The sequence below is a fragment of the Acidobacteriota bacterium genome (assembly GCA_009861545.1).
Classification (GTDB): Bacteria; Acidobacteriota; Vicinamibacteria; order Vicinamibacterales; family UBA8438; genus WTFV01.
In genome coordinates this window covers 76,867-103,546 of the sequence record VXME01000061.1, presented here as the reverse complement: position 1 = coordinate 103,546, position 26,680 = coordinate 76,867, and the positions used below count along the sequence as shown (strand labels likewise).

The following is a 26,680-nucleotide window of genomic DNA, read 5'->3' as shown; positions in this document are numbered from 1 at the left end:
CTTCCAGACCACCCCGCCCCAGCCCGCCTCGAACGCCCGGCGGACGTTGTACTCCTTGTCGGTCGGCGGCCCCGAGGCCAGCCAGAACGGGTTGGGGGATTGGATGCCGAGAAACTCGGATGCCAGCGTCGCCATCTCGTCGCCTCCCCCCTCAGCCTGTGAGGGTGGCGTGTATGTCCTCGGCCGCGTCGCGGCCCTGGGCCACCGCGGTCACGACCAGGTCGTCGCCGTCCGCCACGCAGTCGCCACCGGCCCACACGCCCTGGCGGCTCGTCCGTCCCGGGCCGGTCACCCGGATCCGGCGGCCCTCGATCGCCAGCCCGCCCGGGGCCGCTTCCAGCTTCTGTCCTATCGCCTTGAACACCTGGTCGGCCCGCAGCCGGAACGTCTCGCCCGTGTCCCGCAGGCCGTCGGGCCCGTCCTCCGTGTACGCGAACTCCACCTCGCGGACGGCGCCGCTGCCCAGCACCCGCAGGGGCCGGGCGTCGGTGATGATCCGCACCCCGTTCGAGGCGGCATGATCGAGCTCGAAGCCCGAGGCGTTCATCCGCTCGCGCCCGCGCCGGTAGACCATCGCCACGTCCTCGGCGCCCAGCAGCTTCGACTGCACGGCGGCGTCCACCGCGGTCATGCCGCCCCCGATGACGACCACGCGTCGGCCCACCGGCAGCGTCGACAGGTCCTCGACCTGGCGCAGCTCGGCGATGAAGTCGATGGCGTCGCGCACGTTCTCCGTCGCCTCTTCGTCGACCCCCAGCGCGTTGACGCCGCCGAGCCCGAGGCCCAGGAAGACCGCGTCGTGCTCGCGCACGAGCCCGTCCAGCGTCAGGTCGCCGCCCAGCCGCCGCCCCAGCTCCACCGTGATGCCGCCGATGCCGAGCAGCCACTCGACCTCCCGCTCCGCGAAGCGGTCGACGGTCTTGTAGCTGGCGATGCCGTACTCGTTGAGGCCCCCCGCCTTGGGACGCGCGTCGAAGAGGATGACGTCGTGCCCTTTCATGGCCAGCCGATGGGCGCAGGCCAGCCCCGCGGGCCCGGCTCCCACGACGGCGATGCGCTTGCCGGTGGGGGCGGTGCGCTCGTAGGGATGCCCGTCGCGCGCCATCAGGGCGTCGGTGGCGAAGCGCTGCAGCCGCCCGATCTCCACCGGCTTGCCCTCGGACGCCTCCCGAACGCACGCCTGCTCGCACAGCGTCTCGGTGGGACAGGCCCGCGCGCACATCCCGCCCAGGATGTTGCGGTCGAAGATGGTCTTCGCCGCCGCCCGCGCCGTTCCCGTCGAGATCTGGCGCACGAAGAGGGCGACGTCGATGCCGGTCGGACAGGCCGTCACGCAGGGCGCGTCGTGGCAGAAGTAGCAGCGGTCCGCGGCCACGGACGCCTCGTGGGCGGTGAGCGGCGGCCGCAGGTCGGCGAAGTTCTCGTCGTAGGTGCGGGCCGGCAGACGGCCGGCCGCGACGCCCGGTGTGACAACCGAATTCGGCAACACCAGCTCCTTCCCCGTCTTCGCGGACACACGCATCGGGCGCCGATTCGCTCTCTCCGGTCGAGGTCCCAGCCTCACGGGAGGACGTGTTCGATTGGGAGTCGTCACCAACGCGCTGCGCCTCGGCGCCGCACCCCTCCCGCTCAGAATACGCATCCCCGATTGGAGGGCGGCCACGAACGTGCGGCGCCGCTCGGGCAACGCCGAGCGTTCTGAGACGCCCGCCGGCATCGCCCGCCGCCCATCAGAACAACGGCGCCCCCCGATTCGCGGCGGCCAGGGGCGCGTAGGCGCCCCCGTAGGGGCCGCGCTTGACGAACTGCCCGTCCCCGGGCCGGCCGACGTACTCCCCGTTGTCGACCACCACCCGCCCGCGCGACAGGACAGTCTCCGTGTACCCCCGCACCCGGAAGCCCTCGTAGGCGCTGTAGTCGACGTGCATGTGGTGGGTCCGCGGATCGTCGCGGCTGATGGTCACCTCGCGCTCCGGGTCGAAGATGACGATGTCGGCGTCCGACCCGACGGCGATGGTCCCCTTGCGCGGGAACATCCCGAAGATGCGGGCCGGGGCGGTGGAGGTGAGCTCCACGAACCGGTTGACGTCGATGCGGCCGGCATTGACCCCGTGGTGATAGATCAGGCTCATGCGGTTCTCGACGCCGGGCGCGCCGTTGGGAATGCGGCTGAAGTCGCCGCGCCCCAGCTCCTTCTGCTCGCGCATGCAGAAGGGACAGTGGTCGGTGGAGATCACGTCGAGGGCCTTGCTGCGCAGGCCCCGCCACAACTCCTCCTGGTTCCACTTCTCGCGCAGCGGCGGCGTCATGACGTGCTTCGCGCCCTCGAAGTCCGGCGCGTCGTAGGCGCCGATATCCAGCAGCAGGTACTGCGGACAGGTCTCGGCGTGGGCCATCACCCCGCGCTCCTGCGCCCGCCGCAGCTCCGTGAGCGCGTCGTGGCAACTCAGGTGCACGATGTAGACCGGCGCGCGGGCGACCTCGGCGATGGCCAGCGCGCGGTGCGCGCCCTCCGCCTCCAGCCGGGTGGGCCGGGTCAGCGCGTGGTACTTCGGTTCGATATGGCCCGCGGCCAGCGCCAGCTTGACCAGCTCGTCGATGACGACGCCGTTCTCGGCGTGCATGCAGACCAGCGTCCCGTCCTCCCCCGCCTTGCGCATGGCGCGGAAGATGGTGGCGTCGTCGGACAGCAGGACGCCGGGATAGGCCATGAACAGCTTGTAGCTGGTGACCCCTTCGTCGGCCAGGCGGCGCAGCTCGGGCACCCGCGCGTCGGGCAGGTCGGTCACGATCATGTGGAACGCGTAGTCGATGGCGGCGTCGCCCTCCGCCTTGGCGTGCCACGTGTCGAGGCCTTCGATGGTCGATGTGCCGCGGGTCTGGATCGCGAAGTCGACGATGGTCGTGGTGCCCCCGAACGCCGCCGCGCGGGTGCCGGTCTCGAAGGTGTCGGACGACTGCGTACCCCCGAACGGCATCTCCATGTGCGTGTGGGGGTCGACCCCGCCGGGCAGCACGAGCCTACCCGTCGCGTCGATGACGCGGTCAGCCGCGACTTCGAGACCGCGCTCGAGACCACTCCCGATCAGAGCCACGGTCTCGCCGTCGACGAAGACGTCGGCGCGGTAGTCGTCGATCGCCGTCACGACGCGGCCGTTCTTGATCAGCACGCTCATCCCGACCTCCGGCATCCCAGGCGACGATCTGGTCGTCGCGGCACCTGTTTCGAGTTTATGGCACGCACGATGTCACGGAAAAGCATCGAGGGTGGCTGGTTCCTTCTCGTGCCGAACGACGACGGACCGTCGGGCAAGGCGTCTCGGTGCATTGATCCGGCCACCGTACCGCTCGATCACCGCGTGCAGATCGAGGAAATGCATCATTTATGTTGACATCGCAACAGATGTGTTGCCAACATCTGTTTGCGCGGATGAAGACGGAGACGTAGGCGAATGTTGCAGTATCCGGTGAAGTTGACGACGGAGGGTGCAAGTGTGCTCGTGGATTTTCCAGATTTCCCGGAGGCGCATACTTTTGGGGAAACGCGGAAGGAAGCTCTGACGCGGGCGTCTGACGCCCTTCTGACCGTGATCGATGCATACATGAAAGACCGGCAACGGTTGCCACAGCCTTCGAAGGGAAAGGTAATGGTCGGTGTTCCGGTATTGGCCGTGCCAAAGATTGAGCTGTACAACGCAATGAGAGAGAAGAGAATCACCAAGGCCGAACTTGGGCGGCGGCTTGGTTGGCACATGCCACAGGTTGACCGTGTCCTCGATGTTCACCACGCCTCCCGAATGGACAGACTTCAGCAGGCGCTTCAGGCTGTTGATCGACGACTGGAAGTGACGGTCGTTGAGGCGTGAGGAGCCTGTCGTTGCGATCATGTGACCGGGCAGCACACGGGGAGGCGTCCGAAACAAGGGGACTCACCATGGCGGCGCGAGAGAAGTTCTCCAGTCAGGCCACGCCTGAGCTGTTGGCGGCGATGCGCGAGATCGCCCGCAGCGATGGACGTCACTTCCAGTCCGTGCTGGAAGACGCCATGACCGGCTACATCGAGACCAGGGCGCGCCCGATAGTGCGCCCCGAGGTAGTGGCGCACTATCGGGCGAGCGTCGAGCGCAACCGGCTGCTGGCCGAGCTGCTGGCGAAATGAGCCACAGCTTCCCTGAACGGTCGCGATTCGCCTCGCGTCGGCTTGAGTTGCGACCGGAGACCGCGTAGATTGAGCATCCGTCACGACTGCACCACCTCGTCGCGCCACGGGCCGGCGAGGTCGCTCTCGCAGGAGGCATTCGAACCATGGCTACGAGCTTGCTGACGTCCGTTCTCCGAGCGACCCGGCATTGGCCGCGGTTTCCGATGGTGTCCCTTGTACTGCTGGCGGCGACGTTCCTCTCCGTGCCGCCGCTGCACGCGCAGGACGATTGGCGGCACTGGGGACGCGACGCCGGCAACCAGCGCCACTCGCCGCTGACGCAGATCACGGTGGACAACGTCTCGACCCTGGTGCCGGCCTGGCGCTACGAGATGACGAAGGTAGGCGTGCCGTCACGGCCTAGCCAGTCGACCCCGCTCCTGGTCGACGGCGTCCTGTACCTGTCGTTCCCCTACTACCGCGTGGTGGCGCTGGAGCCGGAGACCGGTGAGGAGCTCTGGGAGTACACGGCGCCCGGCGACTGGAACTCGCCCGAGCACCAGTTGCACTGGACGGGCGGCTCCATGCGAGGCCTGGCCTGGTGGGAGGGCGACGACCGAACGCCCCCGCAGATCGTGTTCGGCACCGAGGAGGGCGAGCTGATCTCGCTGAACGCGGCCACCGGCATCCCCAACCCGCGGTTCGGCAGCGACGGCTTCGTCGATCTGAAGACCGAGGACGTGATGAACGGCTTCCCGAACATGCACTACGGGATCTCGTCCGGCGTGGCCATCTGGAAGCACCTCGTGTTCACCGGCGTCCACAACGCCGACGAGACCGGGTCGAAGGGGCCGGCGGGCGACACCCGCGCGTGGGATCTGCGGACGGGCGAGCTCGTCTGGACGTTCCACACCGTGCCCCATCCCGGCGAGTTCGGCAACGACACCTGGCACGACGATTCGTGGCGCAACGTCAGCGGCGCCAACACCTGGTCGTTCTTCACCATCGACGAGGAGCGCGGCATTCTGTACATGCCGCTGGGGTCCGCCCACAACGATTTCTACGGCATGGACCGGCCCGGGGACAATCTCTTTTCGGACTCGATCGTCGCCGTCGACGCCCTGACGGGAGAGCGGCTGTGGCACTTCCAGGCCGTCCACCACGACCTGTGGGACCTGGACATGCCGGCGCCGCCCATCCTGTTCGACGTCCAGCGGGACGGCGAGACCATCCCGGCCGTCGGCGTCGTCACCAAGTATCCCGTGCTGTTCATCTTCAACCGGGTCACCGGCGAGCCCATCTACGAGATAGAGGAGCGCCCGGTGCCCGCCGGGAACATGCCCGGGGAGTACTACGCGCCGACGCAGCCTTTCCCGGTGAAGCCGCCGCCCTTCGGACGCATCGACTTCACGATGGACGAGATAGCGACGGTGACGCCCGAGCACACCGCCGCGTGCCGCGGGCTGTTGATGCAGTACGACGGCGGGCGCAACCGCGGCCCCTACACGCCGCCGTCGGCGGAGGGCGCGCTGGTGTTCCCGTCGACCGGCGGCGGGACCGAGTTCACCGGCGGGACCTTCGACCCGAGCCTCGGCTACTACATCATCAACTACGCGGACACCGGCCACATCAGCCAGCTCGTCAAGGTGGAGGACGATCCCGACCGCCGCGGCTACGTGGGTCCGCCCGAGTCGCGCCGGATCTACTGGCACGTCGTCACCCGGCCGTCCGTCAACGGCTGGCCCTGCTGGCAGCCGCCCTGGTCGAGGCTGGTGGCCGTAGACGTCAACAGCGGCGAGATCGCCTGGATGATCCCGTTCGGCACGGTCGAGGGCGCGCCCCCCGGCCTGCTGACCGGCGCCCCCAACTCGCAGAAGGGCGGGCCGACCTCCACCGCGAGCGGCGTGCTCTTCATCGGCGGCGCCAGCGACCGGCGGTTCCGCGCTTACGAGACGAAGACCGGGCGCGAGCTGTGGAGCGTCGAGACCGAGCAGTTGATCAGCGGCGCCAACCCCATCACCTACCTGGGGAAGGACGGCAAGCAGTACGTCGCCGTGGCGGCGGGCACGACGCTGCTGACCTACACGCTGCCGTGAGGCCCACGGTATTCCGTGGCATCGCGTTCCCGGATCGCTGCGCCATCGCTCGCGTGCCGTTCATGGCGCGGGTTACCTTGGCAGCAGCGGCCACGGCCGGGGCGGGGACGCGAACGCACGCACCGGAAGCGCGAAGGCCACGTACTCGGCGCTCGACGGCGGACCCATCCGGCCGCCGCCCGCGGCAATGACGACGAATTGCCGCCCGCCGGCGCGGTAGACCGCGGGCGTCGAGAATCCGCCGGCCGGCAGGTCGCCCTGCCAGAGCAGCGAGCCGTCTCGGGTGTCGAAGGCGCGCAGCTTCGCATCCGGGGTCGCGGCGATGAAGATCAGACCGCCCGCGGTGACGATCGGGCCGCCGTAGTTCTCGGCGCCGTAGCCCGCGCCCGCCAGCGACGGATAGTCGCCCAACGGCACCTGCCAGTCGAATCGTCCGGTCGCCAGATCGATGGAGGTCAGGGTGCCCCAGGGTGGCGTGTTGCCGGGCAGACCGTCCTGATCGCGAATCCCGTTGCGGTCAACCAGCGCGTAGTCGGCCTCCGCTTCATCAGCGCGCGCGATCTGCGCTATGCCGCCGATCTCCTGCGCGTTGATGATCAGCCGCTGCGTCGACGGATCGAACGCGGCGCCGCCCCAGTTCGCGCCACCGGCATAGAACGGGTAGATCAGGCTTCCCTCGATGCTGGGGGGCGCAAGGGGACGCTGGTCGAGGCGGGAGACGATCGCGCCAACGAACTCGCGTGCCTCCGGGCTGCGGGTGGTCAGCTCGAACTGCTGCCGCGTGAAGGCGACTGCCGATTGCGGTTGGACGGGCGCCACGCCCTCCCCCAGAATCCGGCTCTGCGCCGCCTCCGCCTCGGTGACCTCGACGAGCGGGTCGCCGGTGTCCCGGTCGAAGACGAAGAGCTGCCCGGACTTCGTCGGCATCGCGACGGCGTCGATCGAGGCGCCGTCGCGCCGCAGTTGCACCAGCGTCGGCGGCGCGGGGAGATCGCGATCCCACAGGTCGTGCCGCACCACCTGGTAGTGCCACCGCAGGATGCCGGTGCGGACGTCGAGCGCCAGGAGCGTGTTGGCGTAGAGATTGCTCCCCTGTCGGGTGCGGCCGTCGAAATCGGGCGTCGCGGACCCGGTCGGTGCGAACAGCAGCTCCCGATCGACGTCCAGCGCCATGCCGGTCCAGGTGTTGGCGCCCCCGGCGCTCGCCAGGGCGCCTTCGGCCCACGTGTTGGCCGCCACATCGTTCGGGCGCGGAATGCTGTGGAAACGCCACACGAGTGCACCGTCGCGAGCGCGGTAGGCGGAAATCGAGCCTGGCAGCGCGTTCCGATCCTCGCTCGTGGTGAAGCCGAGGATGATCAGCTCCCTGAAGACGATGCCGGGGACGGTAACGCTGAATGGCCCGGACAGACCGTCCGGCAGCAGATCGAGCGCGCCGTTGTCGCCGAACGTCTCGACGGGGTTGCCGTTGGCGGGATCGAGCGCTATCAGGTGGCGTCCGGCCGTATACAGCAGTCGCCTGTCGGCGCCCGACTCCCACCACATGAGGCCCCGCTGATCGGTCTGCCCCAGGTCGGCGTCGTAGCGCCACAGCTCTTCCCCGGTCGCCGCGTCCAGGGCGAACGCCACGAGCCGGGGCGACAGACCGTAGAGGACGCCGTCCACGATGAGCGGGCTCGTGTACATGCGGGAAACGCCGTCGCGCAGTGCGCCCGAGTCGTAGCGCCACGCCGGCTGCAGCCGGTGCACGTTGTCACGCGTGATCTCGTCGAGCGGCGAGTAGTGCCGGCGGCCGGGGTCTCCCAGGTAGGTGCGCCAGTCCGCCTCCTGCGCTTCCGCGGCGGCGGGCAACAGCAGCAAAGCCAGCAGCAGCCGGCACGTCAGGGCAGCTCGGCTCCTCGGACGCAACACGCGGCGATTGTAGCAACCGCGCATCGCGCGCCAGAACGGTTCCCTCCAGCGACCTATACGCTGCCGTGAGCAGGCCCGTCTATCCGGCTCCTCGACGGTGACGATGCAGACGTTCGGGGCGCTAGCGATGGAGCCCGGGACTGCTCACGTGCGTCGTGACCGTCGTTTCCAGCGTGTCGACGCGACCGATCAGCCTGTCGAGCTTCGCGTTGACGAACAGCACGCCCACGGCCGCGACGACGGCCGCGAGGTTTCCGATCAGGTCGGCGATGGTGTTGAACCCGTCCATCATTCCAAGCATCCTCGAACGGGAATGCACCGTCGGGCCATCCGAGGATGCCGGCTAGCCGCTACCGGCGTGGTCAGGGAGCCGCGGCCTCGGCAATCCGGTAGAGCTTCGACCGCGTCCGGATGAACAGGCTGCCCTGGGCGATGGCCGGCGTGGCCATCGTGAACTCGCCGAGCGGATTGCGGCCGAGGACCTCGAATGTCCGGCCGGCGCGGATCACGTAGGCGTCGCCGTCCTCGCTCAGCGCGAAGATCCTGTCGCCGTAGGCCCAGGGCGAGGCGGTGAACGCGGCCCCGACCGTGACCCGCTGCCGGGAGTAGACCTCCTCGCCGGTGCGCGCGTCGTGGGCGGTGAAGAACCCCCGGTCGAGCAGCGTGTACAGCACGTCGCCGTAGAGAATCTGCGACGGGTTGTAGGGTGCGGCCTGCGGCTGCGACCACGCGATGAACTCGTTGGCCGTCTCCGAGCCGCGGAGCGAGATGTCGCCGCTGGCGCCGGGGCGGATGGCGTAGACCGGGCGCTGCTGGTCGCCGAGATACCCCGAGCCGAGATAGAGCAGGCCGAACTCGGCGAACGGCGTGGGAACGGTGATGGACGACATGCCGGTGAGCTCCCACAGCAGGTCGCCGTCGAGGTCGTAGGAGCGCACGCGGTCGGTGCCGGTGGTGACGATCTCGGTCCGCCGCGCGTTCTCCCAGACGAAGGGGGTCGACCAGTTGGTACCCTCGTCCCGCGGGATGCGCCAGACCTCGTTGCCGGTCTCCGCGCTCAGCGCGAGCAGGTACGACTGATCGTCGTTGTCGTTCTGGATATAGAGGCGGCCGTCGTGCAGCACCGGCGACGCGGCGGTGCCCCACCCCAACCGGGTGGCCGCGGGCTCGACGTCGCGCGACCAGCGCAACCCGCCGTCCGCCGTGTCGAGGGAGAAGACGCCGAGGTTGCCGAAGTAGACGAACAGCGCGTCGCCGTCGGTGACCGGCGTCTCGGTCGCCAGGGTGTTCTTCATGTGGTAGCCCCCGGCCGGCGCACCGCGATGCACCTCGCGCTCCCACCGCACGGCCCCGGTGCCGACGTCGAGCGCGTAGACGATCCAGCGGTGTTCCGCCATCGAGGGGGCCCACGTCTCGCGCCCGCGATAGAGGCCGCCCAGCGGTTCTTCGACCGGCGCCGTGCTGACGACGGTCGTGACGTAGACCGTGTCGTCCCAGACCACCGGCGAGCTCCAGCCGAGGCCCGGCAGGTCGGCGACCCAGGCGACGTTCTCGGTGGTGCTCCAACTTGTCGGCAGTCCGGCGGCCTCGGAAACGCCGCGGGCGCCCGGGCCCCGGAACTGGGGCCAGCGATCCTGGGCGGCGGCCGGCGCGCACAGGGCCACGACGAGCAGCAGGGTGAACGCGTATCGACTCATCTCATTCCCCTTCGCGTTGGTCACGGTTCGGTCCCTACGGCTCCTCGACAGTGATCTCCCCGATTGCCCACGGGTGCTCCGTGGCGTGGTACAGGAACGTGCCCGGCTCGTCGAAGGTGACGTAGCCCGACATCGCGGGTTGCAGCGTGCCGGTCGTCCAGCTTCCGTCGCGCGCCGCGATGGTGTGCGGCATCTCGCCGTTGTTGACGAACCGCACCCGCGTCCCGACGGTGACGCGGGCCCGCACCGGGTTGAATGCGTGCTCGTTGATCGCGTTGCGACGCCCGCCCACCGACCACGCGATGGGATTCTCGACCAGCGTCGCGGTCTCGATGACGTCGGTCGCGCGCGGCGGCGGGCCGATCCAGCGGACCAGATCGTCGAGCGGCTCCTCGGCCGTCGGACGCGCCGGCACGTCGCCGTCGAGGGCGAACGCCCACAGCTCGCCGCCGACCGCGATGGCGACGAACTGCTCGCCGTCGACCGCATACGAGACCGCCGGTCCGGGCCGCTGCCGCACGCCGGGCGGGCCCGCCTGGAACGCCCACAGCCGCTCGCCGGCGCCGGCGTCGTAGGCTTCGAGCTGCCCGTCGGCCGCGCCCCAGAACATCAGTCCGCCCGCGGTCGTCAGCGGGCCGCTGGTGGCGAGCCGCGCGCCGCGGAACTCGTTCTTCCAGACCACCTCGCCGGTCCGCCCGTCGACGGCGGCCAGGACGCCGGCCGACTCGGGCAGCGTCAGCCGCAGGTAGCCGCTGCCACGGTTGTCCGAGATCCACGGATCGTCGAAGCGGAACGCGCGGCCGACGTGCGCCCGCCCCTGCGCGTAGATGTAGCCGGTCTGCGGGCTGAACGACATCGGCGTCACCCGCACCATCGGAATCGGGGCGCCCAGCGCCACGATGTCCTGCCGCTCCAGCGACGGCGGCGTGTAGAAGCTGCAACTCAACTCGAACGGCGGCGGCACCCGGTCGCGCCAGAAGGAGCAGTCGGGCAGGATACTCTCGGCCGCCGGGAAGGGCTGGGTCGGTGCGGTCAGCAGGTACTCGTCCTGCGGCACCTCCCGCTCCTCGATGGGCACGATCGGCTCGCCCGTCTCGCGGTCGAACTGGAACAGGTGGCCGTCGGCCCGCATCGCGGCCAGCGCCTTGCGGGTGCGGCCGTCCATCTCGGTCTCGTAGAGCAGCAGCGGCGTGGCGATGTCGGCGTCCCAGATGTCGTGCCGGACCACCTGGTAGTGCCAGCGCCGCTCGCCGGTCTCCATGTCGAGGGCGAGCACCGCGGCGGTGAACAGGTTGTCGCCGCCGCGGATCTCGCCGCCGTACATCGGGACCGGGTTGCCGGTGACGAAGTAGACCATCCCCAGGTCGGGATCGACCGCGCCCACCAGCCAGACGCCGCCCCCGCCGAGCCGCCACACTTCACTGTCCTGGGGCCAGGTCTCGTGGCCGAACTCGCCGGGCCGCGGCACGACGTGGAACGTCCACAGCCGCTCGCCGGTCGCCGCGTCGAGGGCGATGACGCGCCCCTGCCCGCCGCTGTCGCCGTTCGCGATGCCGATGAACACCCTGCCCCGTGCGTGCATGGGGGCCGTGGTGACCGATTCGCCCGCCTGCGGCGGCTCGCTGCCGACCGTCTCCACCCAGACCAGCTCGCCGGTGTCCTGCCGCAGCGCCGCCACCTCCGCGCTTCGCAGCGGCACGAAGACGAGCCCGTCACCCAGGCCGACTCCCTGCCACGACGGCACCCGCTGCGCCTCGGCGGCCGAGCTCCCCGGCTGCCAGCGCCACACCGTCTCGCCCGTCCGGCCGTCGATGGCGAACACGTTGGCCCCGCCCGACAGGTACAGGACGCCGTCGTCGACCACCGGCGTCGCCCGCGACGACACGCCCCCGGGGAGCCGCGCCATCCAGGCCCCGCCCAGCCGGTCGATGGTCTCCGTCGAGATGTCGGTCAGCGTCGAGTGGCGCGAGCCGGTCCAGTCCCCGCCGGCGTAGGGCCAGTCCGCGGCCGGGTAGCCGCTTCCCTGCTCCTGCGCTTCCTGCCCGTGCAGGCTGCCCGTCAGAGCGACGATGCCGGCCACGAGTGCGACGACGAATCCACGGTGCGGTCTGCGCATGACTTCCTCTTCTTGGGCCCTTTCCTCGGACCGAGTCGCGAGTGTACCAGGGTATTATCCAGCCCGCGGAGGGACCACGTGACCGCGACAGCTCGATTCATCGGCTCCGGCGATTCCTTCGGCAGCGGCGGGCGCTTCCAGACCTGCATCCTGATCGATGCGGGCGGGACACGCTTCACGATGGATTTCGGCGCGTCATCGCTGGTCGCCCTGCGGCAGCAGGACATCGATCCGAACTCCATCGACACGATCCTCCTGACCCACCTCCACGGCGACCATTGCGCCGGCGTGCCGTTCCTGTTGATGGACGCCATGCTGGGCGCAAGACGCCGGCGACCCCTTACCGTCGCCGGCCCGCGGGACCTGCGCCACCGCATGTTCATGATCGCCGAGGCGCTGTTCCCCGGCATGCACGTGATGAAGCCGAAGTTCGAGCTCAACTGGATAGAGCTGGAGCACGGCGTGCCGACCCCGGTCGACGACATCCTCGTGACCGCCCGTCCGGTGAAGCACACCTGGCAGACCAACCCCACCGCCCTGCGCGCCGAGATCGCCGGCAAGGTGATCTGCTACACCGGGGACGGGGAGTTCGGCGAAGAGATGGCGCTGGCCGCCAAGGGAGCCGACCTGCTCGTGGCGGAGTGCTACTTCCACGACAAGCCCGTGCCCTGGCACCTCAACTACCCCGAGCTGCTCGCCCACAAGGCGGACTTCGACGCCAGGCGCATCGTCCTGACCCACATGAGCCCGGAGATGCTCGCCCGTGTCGACGACGTCCCCGAGGAGTGCGCCTACGACGGGATGGTGGTGGAGATCTGACCCGGTGCGCCGTGCCGATACGGGGCTCGGGGGGACGACATCTCCCGACCCCGCCAACGGCCTCGTCCAGCGGTATACTTCCGGTATGACCCTCGCCAACTACAAGGTCGTCGTGTACCGCCAGCTCGACGGTACCTGGGTCGCCGAGGTGCCGGCTATCGGCGGTTGCTATGCGTTGATGGATACCCGCGAGGCGGCGCTGGAAGAACTGGGGCGCGTGTTTCGGCTGATCGCAGAGGAACACGCGGAACGGGGTCAGGCACTTCCGACCGATACGACCCAGATCGTGCATGCCTAGTGCCACGGCCCGGGATTTTCGCCGGGTCGCCACAAGGTTGGGGTTCGTCAGAAGCCGCCAGACCGGAAGCCACGAGCGTTGGATTCATGCCGACGGTCGAGCCGTCACGATCCCGCTACACGCTGGCCGAGAGATCGGCCCGCCTCTCTTCTTCAAGATAGTCCGACAGCTCGGACTCACCCCGGCGGAGTTCGAGCGTCTGCGATAACCCACCGGGTTGCTCACGACCGTTCAAGGGACCAGGTGTACGATCTGATCCGTCATGCAAAGAACCTGGATGTTCGTGATCCTGGCCGCCTGGCTGGCCGGTTGCGGCGGGCGCGAGCAGGCAGCGCCCGACGTCATCGTCGTCGATACCCCGGGTGCCCTGTCGATCAAGGGCGAGGTCTGGGCCGACAACTGGTTCGCCTTCTACCTGGGCGATCGCCTGATCATCGAGGACTCGACGCCGATCACGACCGAACGGTCGTTCAATGCCGAGGCGTTCGTCTTCAACGCCGACTACCCCCTGCAGTTGAATTTCGTCGCCAGGGACTTCAAGCAGGACGATACGGGTCTGGAGTACATCGGCCGACCCAACCAGCAGATGGGCGACGGCGGACTCATCGCGCAGTTCACGGATGCCGCCACGGGCGAGACGATCGCAATCACGAATGCCGCTTGGCGCTGCGTGGTGATCCACGACGCGCCGCTCGACCGCGCTTGCGAAGACGAGGCCGAACCGGTGCCCGGCGTCGGCCCCTGCCGGTTCGCGGCGTCAGCGGAGCCGGACGGCTGGCGCCTGCGCGGATTCGACGATGCGGAATGGCCGTCCGCGGTGGAGCACAGCGAAGCCGCCGTCAGACCGCGGGGCGGCTACGATGCGATTGACTGGCGGGACGGGGCACGGTTGATCTGGACTGCCGACCTCGAGACGCACAATACGCTGCTGTGCCGCCTCACCGTGGAGCAACCCTGAAGGCGGAGCCGTCCCCGCCGAACGACGAACGCGCGGTCGACGAGCAACTCGCCGGCGCCTGGGTCGCAGAAGTTCCCGCTATCGGCAGTCTGCTATGCGCTGATGGACACGAGTGCGGCGTTCGGCCAGTGGTGCGAGAGCCAACTCACGTAGTCGAGACCGGTGTGACGAAGTCGTCCCGCATGCGGAACGCGGCGGACGAGCTCTGTTCGACAAGGACATCGAGCAGGTCGAGAACGGCATCGCCGCTTCCGTGCTGGCGGTCGCCAGCGCCCAACCGGGCTAAAGGATGTCGCTCACGAGCGGCTTCAGATGCACCATACGGTTTGACGGGCCTCGGACGACCAAGACGCTGATGCGCATCGATTGCCGGCTCCGTTGCTCCGGCAGACCCCGACCCATGGTCATCAGGACATCGAAGCGACCACTGGCTCGTCGAAGCAACTCTCCATTGCCGGTGCCGGACCAGCCGACGGCTTGCACCGTGGTGACATGATGCCCCGCCAGTTCAGCGACGAGGTCCCGGGGAAGGTTCTCGTCAAGCAGAACGTGCACTGTCCAGGACGGAGCGTCGGGCGACGTCCAGCGCCGCAAGCGCCTGGTCGCGCGAAACGGAGGGAAACTGATCAAGGAACCGTTCGAGCGTCTCTCCGCCCTCGAGGTAGTCGAACAGCGTCGTTACGGGCACGCGGGTCCCGACGAAGACAGGCGTGCCCCCGGAGATGTCGGGATCAGCGTGGGCAACCGGAGAGCGTCCAACCTGCATGAAAAACATCGTAGCAGACCGACCCCCGCGGCGCGCCTCCCGGTCGACGGCGCCAGCTCGCGGACGAGCGCGCCGGCCATCGCGTTACCAGAGTATCGGCGCCGGATAGCGTGCGATGTCGGGATCGGGCGTCACGAGAGTCATCCCGTGCAGGATCGCCTGCGACACCAGGCCCCGGTCGAACGGATCGGCGTGGTGCGGCGGCAGCAGCGCGTCGTGCGCCGCGCAGGCCTCGTCGAAGGCCAATGGCCGCAGTTGCAACCACTCGCGCCGGTGGACGACGTAGCGCCCGGGCGGTTCGGGCAGCGGCAGCCGGCCGAGCCGATACTTGATCGCGATCTCCCACGCCGAGAGCGAGCTGAGGTAGACCTCGTTCGCCGGGGCGCGGCACACCGTGCGCGCCGTCGGCGACAACTCGGGAGCGTCGGCCGCCAACCAGAGAAACGTGCAGGTGTCGACCAGGAGCTTCACGACGGCTCGTCGTCGACGCCGAACGCCCGGAGGATCTCGTCCGGAAGCGGCTCGAAGAAGCCGTCGGGCACCCTCATCCCGCGATCGATGCCGACCGGTCGCTCCTCCGCCGGCGGCTTCGGAAGGGCCCGGATCTCGGCGATCGGTACGTTGCGCCGACACAGCACGACGGTCTGCCCCTGTTCGACGCTGTCCAGATACGTCGACAGCCGCGCCTTTGCCTCGGCGATGTTGACCTTTATCACGGTCTTATACTAGACCTTCAACATGGTCATATTCAACCCGGTCAAGGGGCGGGATGTACGATCCGGCCATGCGGATGCCGATTCGGCTCCCACCGGTTGACGGACGTCCCTTCGACGCGGTCGGGTTCGGCCTCAACATGACCGACCTGCTGGTCGTGCTCGAACGCTTTCCGAAGCCCGACTCCAAGCAGCCGGTCCGGCGGCAGACGTACTCGCCGGGCGGGCAGGCGGCCAGCGCCATGGTGGCGTGCGCGCGGCTCGGCTGGCGCGCCCGGTACGTCGGCTGCTTCGGCGACGACGAGAACGGCCGGCAGGGACGGTCGAGCCTCGCCGACGAAGGGGTCGACATCGGTGCATGCCGGGTGGCGTCCGACACGCGGAACGGAATGTCCGTGATTCTCGTCGACGAACGGAGCGGGGAACGCACGGTCCTCTGGTCCCGCGATCCGGGCCTCAAGCTGCGGCCCGACGACGTCGACCCGGCTGCGGTCTGCGCCGGCCGCGTGCTGCTGGTCGACTGCCACGACACCGCGGCCTCCACGGCGGCCGCCCGCCACGCGCGGCGGGCTGGCGTCCGCACGGTCATCGACGTCGAACGCGTACGGGACGGCATCGACGCGCTGCTGCCGGAGATCGACATGATCGTCACGGCGCGGGACTTCCCGGCCGCCCTGACCGGCAAGGGCGCGCCCGGCGCCGCGCTGCGGGCGATCCGCGACGCCTACCGGCCGGCGCTGGTCTGCATGACGCTCGGCGCGGAGGGAAGCCTGGCCCTGGTAGGCGACGTCGAGATCAGGACGCCCGGGTTCCGCGTGCCGGTGGTCGATACCACCGGCGCCGGCGACGTCTTCCGCGGCGGATTCATTTCCGGGTGGCTGCGCGGCGGTGACGACGCGCAAGTCGAGGACGTGCTGCGCTACGCGAACGCGGTGGCCGCGCTCAAGTGCCGCGGCCTGGGCGCGCGCGAGGCGAGCCCGACGCCCGCGGAGGTCGAGGGGCTACTCTCCGGCAGAACGGGCTGAGGTACAGAACGTGGAATCGTACCGGACCGCGTCACGGTGACGGCTGGGTCGCTCACGACCCGTTCATGCAATCGCGCGCGTCCACCCGCCGCCGAGCGACAGCCTTCCCAACCTCATGTCTCACGTCCGCTCTCGGCTGCGTCGAGCAGCTCCTCGACCAGGAAACGGGTCCTGGGCGGCACGCGCTCGTGGGGGTAGTAGCGTGCGATTCGCTTGAACACCTGCTCCGGAGCGACGAGCCCGAGGTGTCGGATGAGGAACGCGACATCGCCGGCATCGTGCGTGTCGAACCGCGCGGATACGCACTTCATCGCGAGCATGTACTCGGCCGTGGGTGCCCAGACACGCAGATTGGGAAGATCCAGCACCTGGATCCTGGGTGGCGAGGACACCACGAACCCCTTGGCCGCATCGTTCAGCCAATCGTCCGGGACGTCGCAAGTACGGGCCACTGCCCGGGCCGCATCCCGGATCTCCCGCGTCGGCGCGAATACGGCGTCGACGTCCCTCGTGCTCTCACGCGCCTGAAAGACGAGACACATCACGGCGCCGCCGAGTAGTCCGACCTCGCCCACGACCGAGCGTTTGGCGAGTTCCCGGTCGAGCGCCGCGAGGAGCTCCCGAATGCGATCGCCGCTCAGCACTTTCACGCCCGCTCGAGGAAGTTGGCGAGGACGAACACGTTGCGCGACCGGAACGGCACCGGGCTCTCGACGAGCGCCGACGCCTTGAGGCTCTCGAACCCCGAAACGAACCAGGGGCGGTCGAGGCACCCGACGGCGCCGGTCCACTGCGGCGCGCCGAAACCACACTCCGCCGCCAGCGTCTCGGCGACTCCCGCCATCAAGGCGCGCAGCCGCTCGGGCAACTCCCGTGCCGGCGGTGTCTCCAACTCCGCCGCCGACCGCGAGCGGCGGACGGCGTCCACGCAGTCCATCAGGTGATGGCGCCACGATGCCTCCCCATCCTCGAGTATGCGAAGGGACGCGCAAAACAGCGACGCCGGCGGTTCCAGAAGAACGCGGGCCACCGCGCGCCGCACGCCGCTGCGCGGCAATCCGAAAGCATGGACGACGCGCTCCAGGCTAGACAGGCGGGCATCGTGCTCCGGCCCTTCGAGCAATTGCACTCCTCGGAAAGAAAGTCCTGCGCGTTGCGCGAGCAAGCGCTGGGACAACCCGTGTCGATCACGAATCGTGCGGATCAACTCCATGCGGTCGAGGGTAGTAGACTAACTTTACTAAGTCAACGCGGCGCAGAACGTGTCGCGCTACGCGAACGCGGTGGCCGCGCTCAAGCGCTGCGGCCTGGACGCGCGAGACGCAAGCCCGACGCCCGCGGATGTCGATGCCCTGCTCACGGCAGGAGCCAGGAGTGTGCGCCGTAGAACGGCGTAGACTGCTGGTCAGGCCCGGTTGGGCGGCAAGCGGAGCCGTAGGCGATGCTTGTCGGGCTAGATTATCTGCTCCGTTGCGTCCATGCTGATCGACAGGATATTGCCGTCCATGTCGATGATGCCTTCACAATAGATGTTGTAGGTGCGCATGGCCTCCACCCGCATGTAGGTGTCCCACTCGAAGCGCATCCTGCCTTCCGGCAACTCCTGGAGCACGAACAACGAGTCGTCGAACGTTGAGCGGCCTATCATGGCCGCGCGGCTGCTCAGGTAGCTGAACCTCCGGTTGAATTCCCTCTCGCAGCCGAGCCTGACGTCCACCTCGAGGTTTTGTGCCGAGCTGTCCACTGCCTGCGCGGCGGTCTCCGGCGTCTCCGGCGCTGCGACAGATGATGTGCGGGCGCCGCTGCATGCGGCGGCTGCGGCTGCGAGGGCGATGAGGATGATTGCGTTGCGTGTCATGCGACCCTCCGGGGTTGTCCATCGAAACTACGCTCCCCCGCCAGCGTCTCGGCGACCCCCGGCAGTCAGGGCTGATTCGGAACCAGCTCCAGCGGCACCGTCGCGTGGCGGATGCGCCGGCGGTTCCACGTGTAGGTGAGCTGCAGATCCCCGTTCGAGTCCTGGATCATCGCGGGATACGAGAGCTCGCCCCGCTGGCCCTCCTCGAGCTCCTCGACCACGAGGAAGTCCTCCCACGTGACGCCGTCGTCGAACGACACCGCCAGCGAGAGCGGCGTGCGGCGCGTGGCCGAGGGGTTGTAGAGCAGGATGCAGCGCCCGTCGTCGAGCCGCACGGCGTCGATGCCGGCGCTCGGGTTGTCCAGGTCGGTGAGCTCCAGCGGCGCCCAGGTGCGACCACCGTCGTGCGAGATCGAGGTCGCGATCTTCCCCAGCCGGCGGGGCGTCCGCATGAACGCGCGGATCACGCCCGGCTCGATCTCCAGCAGGGTCGGCTGGATGCTCCCGATGCGGTCGCGCTCCGGATCCCCGAACAGCAACGGGCCGTGCTTGCTCCACGATTTGCCGCCGTCGGCGCTGATCTCCATCCAGGACGACCACGTCCGGTAGCTCTCCAGCGACGTCCCGGCGAGGATCTCGCCGCCGGCGAGCCGGATCGGCTTCGCCCGCACCGGCCCCAGCATGCCCGCCGGCAGCCATACCGGCTCGGTCCACTGCTCGCCCGCCGTAGCGGACTGCATGTAGGCCCCGCTCCAGGCGCGGGGGCTCTCCCCGATCTTGAAGTAGAGCCAGATCACATCCCCGTCGCCGCGGAACAGCACGGGGTTCCAGGCGGGCTGATCCGGCTCCTTGTAGAGCTGCACCGGCGGCGACCAGTCGCCCCCCCGCGGCTTGCGCGACGACCAGACGCCGACGTCCTTCTCCCCCTCGCCGGAGCCGCCGAACCAGGCCGCGACGAGCGTCCCGTCTGCGGCTTCGACGATGGTCGAGGCGTGCGCCCGCGGAAACGGCGCTTCTTCCCAGATGAAGTCGAGCCTGTGCTCCTGCGCCCCGGCGTTCGTCGCCAGCACGGTGAAGATGAGCGAGAGAATCGCGCGGGTAGGCATGATTGCGTTCGTTCCTTTCCGCGGTGCCGAGCTCCCGGCGCGCAGCCTCACAAGGCCGCGATGCCGCACGCTTGAACGTCGACCATGAGGATAACGCCACGTGGCTCGGACGGGGACGGGTATGATCAGCGGAGTCTTGTCCGGTGACGCCTCCAGGAGAGCCCACGCGGGATACATCGCCGCTCGAATGCTGCCGGGCTTTGCCACAGGCGACCAGGACCGGAGGTAAGCAAATGCGGAAGACATGCCTCGCTACGTTCGCGGCAGCGGCGATCGCGCTCGCGTTCGCGGCCCAGCCGGCCGCCGCCCAGTCGCCCGGGGGCGACATGCCGATGCGGACGCCCGACGGGCACCCGGACATCTCGGGCACCTTCACCTTCCGAACGCTGACCCCGATGCAGCGGCCGGCCCAGTTCGAGGGGCAGGAGACCCTGGGCCCCGAGCAGGCCGCGTTGTTCGAGGCGTCGGAGCGGACGCGCCAGAACCGCGACCTCTTCGATCCCGAGACGGGAGCGCCGAACGCCGGCTACCAGTCGCGTGCCGACGGCGGCGTGCTCTCCTACAACGAGTTCTGGTACGAGCGGGGCATCGAGCTGACCTCCGACAAGCGGACGGCGCTGATCGTGGATCCGCCCAACGGGAGGTATCCCCCGCTGACCGAGTCGGCCCGGCAGGCCGACCGCGAGCGGGCCGCCTACCGCCGTGAGCACATGTACGACTCCTACGAGAACCGGAGCACGGGCGACCGCTGCATCGTGTTCACCAAGTCGGGCCCGCCGCTCCGATCCGGGGCGTACAACAACAACCTGATGATCTTCCAGACGGCCGACCACGTCGCCATCCTCACCGAGCAGGCGCGGCAGGCGCGGATGATTCCCCTCGTGGACACGGAGAAGCCCGCGGTCGAGCAGTGGGCGGGCGTATCGCGCGGGCACTGGGAGGGAGAGACGCTGGTGGTCGAGACCACGCAGTTCCGCGACTGGGGGAACGGCAGGAACGGCCCCAGCGTGCACCTGGTCGAGCGGCTGACCCGTCTCGACCCGGATACCGTCGCCTACGAGTACACGGTGACCGATCCGGCGCGGTACACCGCGCCCTACACCGTCATGATGCCGTTCCGGCGCATGGAGGGCGAGATCTACGAGTACGCCTGCCACGAGGGCAACATCGGGTTGTACGGCATCCTCGCCGGCGCGCGGAAGTTCGAGCGCGACGGGCGCGAGCTGCGTCCGTGACCCTGTCGGAACCGACGCCATCGTTCCCGTCGGGTCATCGACGTCTCGAAGGCGAGGCGACAGGCAGGGAAATCACGCCCATCGGTCAGGTGCGGTTGCCGCCGGGAAGAAGGAGTCAGCGATGAGTGGCCTTTCGCGCGTGCAGGTGTTCGTGGGCGCCCTGGTGCTGGCCCCGAGCATGGTCCTCGCGCCGTCCGCGGGCTGGTCCCAGCCGACATCGCCGCAGGGTTGGGAGGCGCCGCGGACCGCCTGGGGCGATCCCGACATCGGGGGCGTCTGGAACAGCTCCACCGTGACGCCGCTCGAACGTCCGGAAGCTCTGGCCGACAAGGCGTTCCTGACCGCCGAAGAAGCGGCGGCCATCGAGCAGCGGGTCGTCGAGGCCAACGCCCGCGCGAACGCACCCAGCGTCGTGCGCACCGAGCCGCTGCCGGTGGGCGGCAACGTCGGCGCCTACAACGCCTTCTGGATCGATCGGGGGACCACCGTCGTCCCGACGCGGCGCACGTCGCTGGTCATCGACCCGCCGAACGGGCGCCTGCCCGCGCTCACGCCCGAGCACGCGGCGCACGTCGCGTCGCCGGCGCGGCAGCGCCTGAAGGCAATCCGGGAGGGAGTGGTACCGGCCGACTCGCACGAGCAGTTCGACTACGGCGACCGATGCATCTGGTACCGCGGCGTCCCGTCGCTGCCCACTGCCTACAACAACAACTACCACCTAGTGCAGACGGCCGACGTCATCGCGATCGTGCAGGAGCACATCCACGACGTGCGCTTCATCCACCTCGACAGCCGCCCCGCCATCGACGACGGCATCAGCCAGTTCGGCGGCCATTCGCGGGGACGCTGGGAGGGCGACACGCTCGTCGTCGAGACGACCAACTTCGGTCATCGCGCCTACCTGTTCTCGTCCGGCCCCGGACCGCAGGGGGGCATCAACTGGGACCTCAGCCCGGCCCTGCGGGTCGTGGAGCGCTTCACCCGGGTGGGACCGCGGACGCTCGACTACCGGTTCACGGTGGACGATCCGAACGTCTGGACCCGCCCGTGGACCGGCTCGTCGCCGTGGGCGCTCAGCGACCAGCCGATGTTCGAGTACGCCTGCCACGAGGGGAACTACGGGCTGATGAACATCCTGGCCGGCTCGCGCGTGGAGGAAGCGAGGACCGGGGAGCAGGGTCGATGAAGGTCTCCTACGACCCGACAACGGACATCCTGAGTATCGTCCTGCGTAACGACCGCGCCGTCGCCGAGAGCGACGAAGACAAGCCGGGGGTAATTCTCGACTACGACAACGAGGGCAATCTGGTATCACTGGAGGTCCTGGACGCATCGACCCGGGTGAGCGACGCGCGCAAGGTCGAGTACCAGATGGCGGAATAGGCCACGTCCCGCCGCACCTCGAAGGCCAGCAGCGCGATGCCCGGTCATTGCTCCAGGCGCAGGTCGACGGAGAGGCGGATGTTGACGCCCGGGCGCGCCCCCGCCGAGATCTGCGCGCCGCGCGGATTCGGCGGCTCGTACAGCACGCGGTAGCGCTTCGACACCTCGGCGTAGTGGGCGTTCAGGCGCTCCGCGTACCGCCGCAACCACTCCGGCTTGCCGGTGGCGGTGGTGATGGTCTCGTACACGCCGCCCGTGCATCCGGCCTTCCATGAGTTCCTCCCTGCTCTCCAGGCCGCCGGGCGGCGCCGGCTGGCCAGCCGGAAGTGCTCGCCGTCCGAGATCAACGGCCTGTCGCACTTCCCGGCCGCCGGGCGGTACCGGCCCGTCAGCCGGAGAGCGCCGCGCACGCGCGCTGAATCCGCACGCAGGCCTCCCGGAGCCGCTCCGTCGCCAGCGCGTAGGAGACGCGGAAGTACGGCGACAGGCCGAACGCCTCGCCGTGCACCACCGCGACCTCCTCGCTGTCGAGAAGATACTTCGCCAAGTCGGCGTCCGTGCCGATGGTGTCACCTCGCGGCGTGCGCTTGCCGACGGTCTCCCGGCAATCGACGAAGAGATAGAAGGCGCCGTTCGGCGACCGGCAGGACAGGCCTTCGGCCTGATTGAGCAGCGAGAGGCCCAGGTCGCGCCGCCCCCGGAACGTCGCTACGTTGTCCTCGATGAAGCTCTGGTCGCCATCCAGCGCCTCCACCCCGGCCCACTGGCTGATGCTCGACGCGCCGCTGGTGGTCTGCGACTGGATCTTCGCCATCGCGGCGATCAGCTCCTTCGGTCCCGCCCCGTAGCCGATGCGCCAGCCGGTCATGCAATAGGCCTTCGAGAGCCCGTTCATCGTCAGCGTGCGCTGGTGCAGATCGGGTGCGACCTGCGCCATCGTCGAGAACGGCTCCCCGTTGTAGATGATGTGCTCGTAGATGTCGTCCGCGAGCACCCACACGTGCGGATGCCGCCGCAGCACGGCGGCGATCCCCTCGATGTCCCGCGCCGAGTAGACCGCCCCGGACGGGTTGCACGGGTTGTTCAGGATCAGCCACTTCGTCTTCCCGGTGATTGCTGCCTCGAGTTGCGCCGGCTCCAATCGGAACCCGTTCGAAGGATCGGTGGGGACGACCACCGGGTCCGCGCCCGCCAGCAGCACCATGTCGGGATAGCTCACCCAGAACGGCGCGGGGATGACGACCTCCTGGCCGGGGTCGAGCGTGGCGGCGAGGGCGTTGTAGATGACCTGCTTGCCGCCGTTGCAGACGAGCACCTGATCCGGCGCGTAGCGCAGGCCGTTCTCCCGCTCCAACTTGCGGCAGATCGCCTCCCGCAGTTCGGGGATGCCGGTGAGCGGCGGGTACTTCGTCTTCCCTTCGCCGATGGCGCGCACCGCGGCGGCCTTGACGTGGTCCGGCGTGTCGAAATCCGGCTCTCCCGCCGACAGCGCGATGACGTCGCGGCCGGCCCGCGCCAACTCCATGGCGTGCGCGGAGATGACGGCGGCGGGCGAGGCCTTGATGCGGCTCATGTGTCTCGCGACTACGGTCATTGCTGGCTTCCCAAGCGTCTCGAAGGGCACACGGGCGCGGTAGTGCAGCTACCGCCGGTGCTGCTGCGCGGGCGATCAGGCCGGCCGCTTACCGGCCCGCCGCTTACCGGCCCGCCGCCTCCGCCTCCGCCCGGCGGTTCCCGGCCAGGATGTTCTCGAGCCCGTAGTTGCCCTCGTGGCAGGCGAACTCGTAGATCGGCAGCTCGCTGCGCTGCATCGGCAACTCGACCGACCACGGCCGCTCCCAGGTGTCAGGATCGGTCACCGTGAACTGGTAGACCAGCGTATCGGCGTCGACGCGCGTGAACCGCTCCACCAGCGTCCGGTTGCGGCTGGTGTTCCGCCACGTGGTGTGGGTCCGATCGTCGTTGAAGTCGACCGTCTCGACCACCAGCGTGTCGCCTTCCCAGTAGCCGCGCCCCTCGCCGACGTACTGCCGGATGCCGTTGGCCCGGGCCGGGCGGCCGTCGAGCGGAATGACGCGGACGGTGTGCATCATCTCGTTCATGATGGCGACGTGGTCCGGCGTCTGGAAGAGCTGCATGTTGTTGTTGTAAACCCCCGGCAGCATCGGCGGTCCCGCGTTGCCGCTCATCAGGCAGCGGTCGGAATTGCTGAGGTCGAGGTACGACTCGGCCGTGCTCACCGTGTCGCTGAAGGAAGAGCGGGAGCCCATGGTCCGCGCCCGCTCCTGCCCCGCCTCGGTCAGCGCGGGCAGCCGGCCGTCCGGCGGATCGACGATGAGCGACGTGCGCCGCGTGCTGACGGCGGTCGTCCCCCAGTCGAACCAGAAGATGTTGTACGACCCGGTCTGCCCCTGCAGGCTCGGATGATCCGGCGAGTCTAGCCACCGTCCGGGCCGGTCGCCGGCGGTCGGGATGGCGATGGTCCGCTGCGCGGGCCGCTCCTCCATCGCCTGGATCCGGGCGCGCTCGCGTTGCTCGATCTCGGCCGCCTCTTCCTCGGTGAGGAACTCCCGGCCGTCGAACTGCTCGGGACGTTCCAGCGGCGTGCGGGTCTTGTATTCCCAGACGCCCCCGAGGTCCGGCTGGCCCCAGGCCGTGCGGGGCGCCGGCGCCGACTCCTCGGTCTGGGCAACGGCCGGCATTGCGACCAGGCATGCCGCGACGAGGAAACAGGCAAACGTGACGGACAGGTACCGCATCTCTACTCCTCCACCGGTGGATCGACCCCGCCGACCACCATGAACCGCAACCAATCAGAAAGGATACCGTGCAGTCCCGGTTGTGGCGATGCTCGGACGGGTGGGAGGCGGCCTGGCGAGAGGATTCGACACCGGGCACGTAGATGGTCTGATACGGTTAACCACGTCAGGAGCCATGGAGAATGCTGCGCGCACTGATCTTCGACTTCGACGGGCTGATCGTCGACACGGAGAAGTGCTGAGGCGCAAGGTCATGGAGCGGGGGGGATGGGCCGAAACGCCTCGTCGGCGAGGCGTTTCGGGGCGCTTGCCGCCGCATCCGGCTCCGGGCAGCCGGCGATGACAGGCAAGACAGGGGCCCGCCCGCATGGTGATGGCCCCCTATCAGCGCAGCCACGCCCGGTTCGCGGCACTCTACGAGAAGCTCGAGAAGTAATGCGGGACGGCGTCGATATCACCGCCGACGCTCACCAAGCGTGGGCGTTCGTGTCTCGTCTCTATCAGGACGCCGACTTCAACTTCGCCACCCTCGAGGCATGGCTTCGCGACAACACGAGGTCACGCCGGTGACTGTGGCGACAGGATATCCCCTGGCCTTCGAGCATTGTGCGGCTGATTGTGCGACACTCTGCACATGGCAACGAATCTGGCGATCAGCCCGGACCTGCTGGAGCGCGCCCTGGAGCTCAGCGGAAAGAGAACCAAGACCGCGGCCGTGACCCTGGCGCTGCAGGAGTTCATCGCGCGGCGCGAACAACGCCGGCTGCTGGAGCTGTTCGACTCGCTCGACTGGGATCCGACCTTCGACTACAAGGCTGAGCGCTCGCGCGGATGAGTCTGTTCGTCGACACCAGCGTCTGGTCTCTCGCGTTCCGGAGAGACTCGCCGGGCGATGCTCCCGAGCCGGTCCGTCTGCGAGAAGCGCTCACATCCCGAGATGCCGTGTACACGACCGGGCTCGTCCTTCAGGAATTGCTCCAGGGCTTCCGCGGACCCACGGCCCGCGATGCGATCCTGAAGCGGTTCGCGTCGTTGCCGATGATCGTGCCGGACCGCGACGATCATGTTGCGGCCGCCGATATCCGCAACATCTGCCGGCGCCATGGGGTCCAGCTCGGGACCATCGATGCCCTGCTCGCGCGACTCTGCCTCCGTCACGACCTGGAACTGCTCACCACGGATGGAGACTTCCTGCACGCCGCGCGTCATACCGCGCTGCGGATCTGGCGTCCACCGTACCAAGCCGGATGAATCCGGACGAACGATAAGCCGCGCTGCCTTCGCCCGCTTCGGTCAGCGCGGGCAGCCGGCCGTGCTTCGAGGAAGAACGCGAGCATCGACCAGGCGTCCTCACCGCGGAGCGCCCGAAGCGTCTCCTCCCCGCCGGCGAGCCGTCCGTCCCCGGCCGGTATAGCCGGCTCAGCGCTTGATCGCGGTCACCAGAGACCGGAGGAGCAACCCCTCGCGGATGCCGATCAGTTTCGCCTCCCCTCGCTCGCAGCCGTCCGCATACAGCTCGTCGCCCTGCTCAGCGCGCAACTCCGGCGCCCATCGTCGCGCGGCGCGCAACATCGCTTCTACCGTCGCCCTGAACTGATCAGTGACGTCCTCCCGGACGACGTACGAGAAACCGGCCTGCCGCGTCAGGTCTTCCGGCAGGGCGGCGCCGGTCACATGGTCGGGTCCCAGTTCGCGGGCTCGTTGCTCGTCGGCCGCACCGAGCCCGGCCGGCGTGTGAATCACGTAGCCTGCAATGCGACCTCCCGGCTTCACGACGCGGTGGCACTCTCTCAACACGG

At 69.0% G+C, this 26,680-nt stretch carries 30 protein-coding genes; 13 read left to right on the top strand and 17 right to left on the bottom strand.

Going from position 1 to position 26,680, the window contains the following annotated elements; translation table 11 throughout:
- From F4X11_10005 to hydA, 3 genes are all read right to left on the bottom strand, one after another.
- Positions 1-135: NAD-dependent dihydropyrimidine dehydrogenase subunit PreA (locus tag F4X11_10005; GenBank protein MYN65347.1), on the bottom strand; the 135-nt coding region annotated here is incomplete at its 3' end.
- 16 nt (positions 136-151) lie between these two features.
- Positions 152-1,522: an NAD(P)-dependent oxidoreductase gene (locus F4X11_10000; GenBank protein MYN65346.1), complete on the bottom strand. Its 1,371-nt coding sequence runs from the start codon at positions 1,520-1,522 to the stop codon at positions 152-154.
- 208 nt (positions 1,523-1,730) lie between these two features.
- On the bottom strand, positions 1,731-3,176 hold the full coding sequence (gene hydA / locus F4X11_09995) for a dihydropyrimidinase (protein ID MYN65345.1): 1,446 nt from the start codon (positions 3,174-3,176) through the stop codon (positions 1,731-1,733).
- A gap of 276 nt (positions 3,177-3,452) precedes the next feature.
- On the opposite strand from hydA, the gene F4X11_09990 reads away from it, so the two are divergent.
- From F4X11_09990 to F4X11_09980, 3 genes are all read left to right on the top strand, one after another.
- Complete coding sequence (locus F4X11_09990; protein MYN65344.1) at positions 3,453-3,866, top strand: type II toxin-antitoxin system HicB family antitoxin; 414 nt, start codon at positions 3,453-3,455, stop codon at positions 3,864-3,866.
- A 68-nt stretch (positions 3,867-3,934) separates the two neighbouring features.
- Entirely contained in the window at positions 3,935-4,159 is a 225-nt protein-coding gene (locus F4X11_09985; protein ID MYN65343.1) for a hypothetical protein, read from the top strand.
- Between the two features lie 146 nt (positions 4,160-4,305).
- Positions 4,306-6,237: a PQQ-binding-like beta-propeller repeat protein gene (locus tag F4X11_09980; protein MYN65342.1), complete on the top strand. Its 1,932-nt coding sequence runs from the start codon at positions 4,306-4,308 to the stop codon at positions 6,235-6,237.
- Between the two features lie 72 nt (positions 6,238-6,309).
- Here F4X11_09980 and F4X11_09975 read toward each other — a convergent pair whose 3' ends face one another.
- From F4X11_09975 to F4X11_09965, 3 genes are all read right to left on the bottom strand, one after another.
- Positions 6,310-8,172, bottom strand: coding sequence for a PQQ-binding-like beta-propeller repeat protein (locus tag F4X11_09975; protein ID MYN65341.1), 1,863 nt, complete (start codon positions 8,170-8,172; stop codon positions 6,310-6,312).
- Positions 8,173-8,510: 338 nt separating this feature from the next.
- On the bottom strand, positions 8,511-10,334 hold the full coding sequence (locus tag F4X11_09970) for a PQQ-binding-like beta-propeller repeat protein (GenBank protein MYN65340.1): 1,824 nt from the start codon (positions 10,332-10,334) through the stop codon (positions 8,511-8,513).
- Positions 9,880-11,961, bottom strand: a complete 2,082-nt coding sequence (locus F4X11_09965) for a PQQ-binding-like beta-propeller repeat protein (GenBank protein ID MYN65339.1) — start codon at positions 11,959-11,961, stop codon at positions 9,880-9,882. Before F4X11_09965 ends, F4X11_09970 begins: the two co-directional genes overlap by 455 nt.
- A gap of 78 nt (positions 11,962-12,039) precedes the next feature.
- Here F4X11_09965 and F4X11_09960 point away from each other — a divergent pair, with 78 nt between their 5' ends.
- The 4 genes from F4X11_09960 (at position 12,040) to F4X11_09945 (ending at position 13,948) form a co-directional block, all read left to right on the top strand.
- Positions 12,040-12,780: an MBL fold metallo-hydrolase gene (locus F4X11_09960; GenBank protein MYN65338.1), complete on the top strand. Its 741-nt coding sequence runs from the start codon at positions 12,040-12,042 to the stop codon at positions 12,778-12,780.
- 85 nt (positions 12,781-12,865) lie between these two features.
- Entirely contained in the window at positions 12,866-13,078 is a 213-nt protein-coding gene (locus F4X11_09955; protein ID MYN65337.1) for a type II toxin-antitoxin system HicB family antitoxin, read from the top strand.
- Positions 13,071-13,286 carry an addiction module toxin, HicA family gene (locus tag F4X11_09950; GenBank protein ID MYN65336.1) on the top strand — a complete coding sequence of 72 codons (216 nt, stop codon included), beginning with the start codon at positions 13,071-13,073 and terminating at the stop codon, positions 13,284-13,286. The genes F4X11_09955 and F4X11_09950 overlap by 8 nt, the downstream gene beginning before the upstream one ends.
- A gap of 452 nt (positions 13,287-13,738) precedes the next feature.
- A complete protein-coding gene (locus F4X11_09945; protein ID MYN65335.1) occupies positions 13,739-13,948 on the top strand; it encodes a hypothetical protein in 210 nt (69 codons plus the stop codon).
- Positions 13,949-14,574: 626 nt separating this feature from the next.
- Here the strand turns inward: F4X11_09945 and F4X11_09940 are convergent.
- The 3 genes from F4X11_09940 to F4X11_09930 all read right to left on the bottom strand — a co-directional run bounded on the left by F4X11_09940 (position 14,575) and on the right by F4X11_09930 (position 15,518).
- Positions 14,575-14,802, bottom strand: a complete 228-nt coding sequence (locus F4X11_09940) for a DUF433 domain-containing protein (GenBank protein ID MYN65334.1) — start codon at positions 14,800-14,802, stop codon at positions 14,575-14,577.
- An 84-nt stretch (positions 14,803-14,886) separates the two neighbouring features.
- A complete protein-coding gene (locus tag F4X11_09935) occupies positions 14,887-15,273 on the bottom strand; it encodes a type II toxin-antitoxin system VapC family toxin (GenBank protein ID MYN65333.1) in 387 nt (128 codons plus the stop codon).
- Positions 15,270-15,518, bottom strand: coding sequence for a type II toxin-antitoxin system prevent-host-death family antitoxin (locus F4X11_09930; GenBank protein ID MYN65332.1), 249 nt, complete (start codon positions 15,516-15,518; stop codon positions 15,270-15,272). The genes F4X11_09935 and F4X11_09930 overlap by 4 nt, the downstream gene beginning before the upstream one ends.
- 53 nt (positions 15,519-15,571) lie before the next feature.
- Between F4X11_09930 and F4X11_09925 the strand changes: the two genes are divergently transcribed.
- On the top strand, positions 15,572-16,540 hold the full coding sequence (locus F4X11_09925; protein ID MYN65331.1) for a carbohydrate kinase family protein: 969 nt from the start codon (positions 15,572-15,574) through the stop codon (positions 16,538-16,540).
- 113 nt (positions 16,541-16,653) lie between these two features.
- On the opposite strand, the gene F4X11_09920 is transcribed toward F4X11_09925, so the two are convergent.
- From F4X11_09920 to F4X11_09905, 4 genes are all read right to left on the bottom strand, one after another.
- A complete protein-coding gene (locus tag F4X11_09920; protein ID MYN65330.1) occupies positions 16,654-17,190 on the bottom strand; it encodes a hypothetical protein in 537 nt (178 codons plus the stop codon).
- On the bottom strand, positions 17,187-17,663 hold the full coding sequence (locus F4X11_09915; GenBank protein ID MYN65329.1) for a hypothetical protein: 477 nt from the start codon (positions 17,661-17,663) through the stop codon (positions 17,187-17,189). The genes F4X11_09920 and F4X11_09915 overlap by 4 nt, the downstream gene beginning before the upstream one ends.
- A gap of 330 nt (positions 17,664-17,993) precedes the next feature.
- Positions 17,994-18,398, bottom strand: coding sequence for a hypothetical protein (locus tag F4X11_09910; protein ID MYN65328.1), 405 nt, complete (start codon positions 18,396-18,398; stop codon positions 17,994-17,996).
- A gap of 65 nt (positions 18,399-18,463) precedes the next feature.
- On the bottom strand, positions 18,464-19,750 hold the full coding sequence (locus tag F4X11_09905; GenBank protein ID MYN65327.1) for a neuraminidase (sialidase): 1,287 nt from the start codon (positions 19,748-19,750) through the stop codon (positions 18,464-18,466).
- On the opposite strand from F4X11_09905, the gene F4X11_09900 reads away from it, so the two are divergent.
- The 3 genes from F4X11_09900 (at position 19,738) to F4X11_09890 (ending at position 22,122) form a co-directional block, all read left to right on the top strand.
- Positions 19,738-20,739 carry a hypothetical protein gene (locus F4X11_09900; GenBank protein MYN65326.1) on the top strand — a complete coding sequence of 334 codons (1,002 nt, stop codon included), beginning with the start codon at positions 19,738-19,740 and terminating at the stop codon, positions 20,737-20,739. The genes F4X11_09905 and F4X11_09900 overlap by 13 nt on opposite strands.
- 121 nt (positions 20,740-20,860) lie before the next feature.
- Positions 20,861-21,925, top strand: a complete 1,065-nt coding sequence (locus tag F4X11_09895; protein MYN65325.1) for a hypothetical protein — start codon at positions 20,861-20,863, stop codon at positions 21,923-21,925.
- Entirely contained in the window at positions 21,922-22,122 is a 201-nt protein-coding gene (locus F4X11_09890) for a DUF2283 domain-containing protein (GenBank protein ID MYN65324.1), read from the top strand. The genes F4X11_09895 and F4X11_09890 overlap by 4 nt, the downstream gene beginning before the upstream one ends.
- 44 nt (positions 22,123-22,166) lie before the next feature.
- Here the strand turns inward: F4X11_09890 and F4X11_09885 are convergent, their stop codons facing one another.
- The 3 genes from F4X11_09885 to F4X11_09875 form a co-directional block, all read right to left on the bottom strand.
- A complete protein-coding gene (locus F4X11_09885) occupies positions 22,167-22,532 on the bottom strand; it encodes a hypothetical protein (GenBank protein ID MYN65323.1) in 366 nt (121 codons plus the stop codon).
- Complete coding sequence (locus F4X11_09880) at positions 22,511-23,716, bottom strand: pyridoxal phosphate-dependent aminotransferase (GenBank protein ID MYN65322.1); 1,206 nt, start codon at positions 23,714-23,716, stop codon at positions 22,511-22,513. The genes F4X11_09885 and F4X11_09880 overlap by 22 nt, the downstream gene beginning before the upstream one ends.
- Before the next feature lie 103 nt (positions 23,717-23,819).
- Entirely contained in the window at positions 23,820-24,881 is a 1,062-nt protein-coding gene (locus F4X11_09875) for a hypothetical protein (GenBank protein ID MYN65321.1), read from the bottom strand.
- A 634-nt stretch (positions 24,882-25,515) separates the two neighbouring features.
- Here F4X11_09875 and F4X11_09870 point away from each other — a divergent pair.
- Positions 25,516-25,716 carry a type II toxin-antitoxin system VapB family antitoxin gene (locus tag F4X11_09870; protein MYN65320.1) on the top strand — a complete coding sequence of 67 codons (201 nt, stop codon included), beginning with the start codon at positions 25,516-25,518 and terminating at the stop codon, positions 25,714-25,716.
- Positions 25,713-26,132, top strand: coding sequence for a PIN domain-containing protein (locus F4X11_09865; GenBank protein MYN65319.1), 420 nt, complete (start codon positions 25,713-25,715; stop codon positions 26,130-26,132). Before F4X11_09870 ends, F4X11_09865 begins: the two co-directional genes overlap by 4 nt.
- A gap of 168 nt (positions 26,133-26,300) precedes the next feature.
- Here F4X11_09865 and F4X11_09860 read toward each other — a convergent pair whose 3' ends face one another.
- A complete protein-coding gene (locus F4X11_09860) occupies positions 26,301-26,678 on the bottom strand; it encodes a hypothetical protein (GenBank protein MYN65318.1) in 378 nt (125 codons plus the stop codon).
- Between the last annotated feature and the right edge of the window lie 2 nt (positions 26,679-26,680).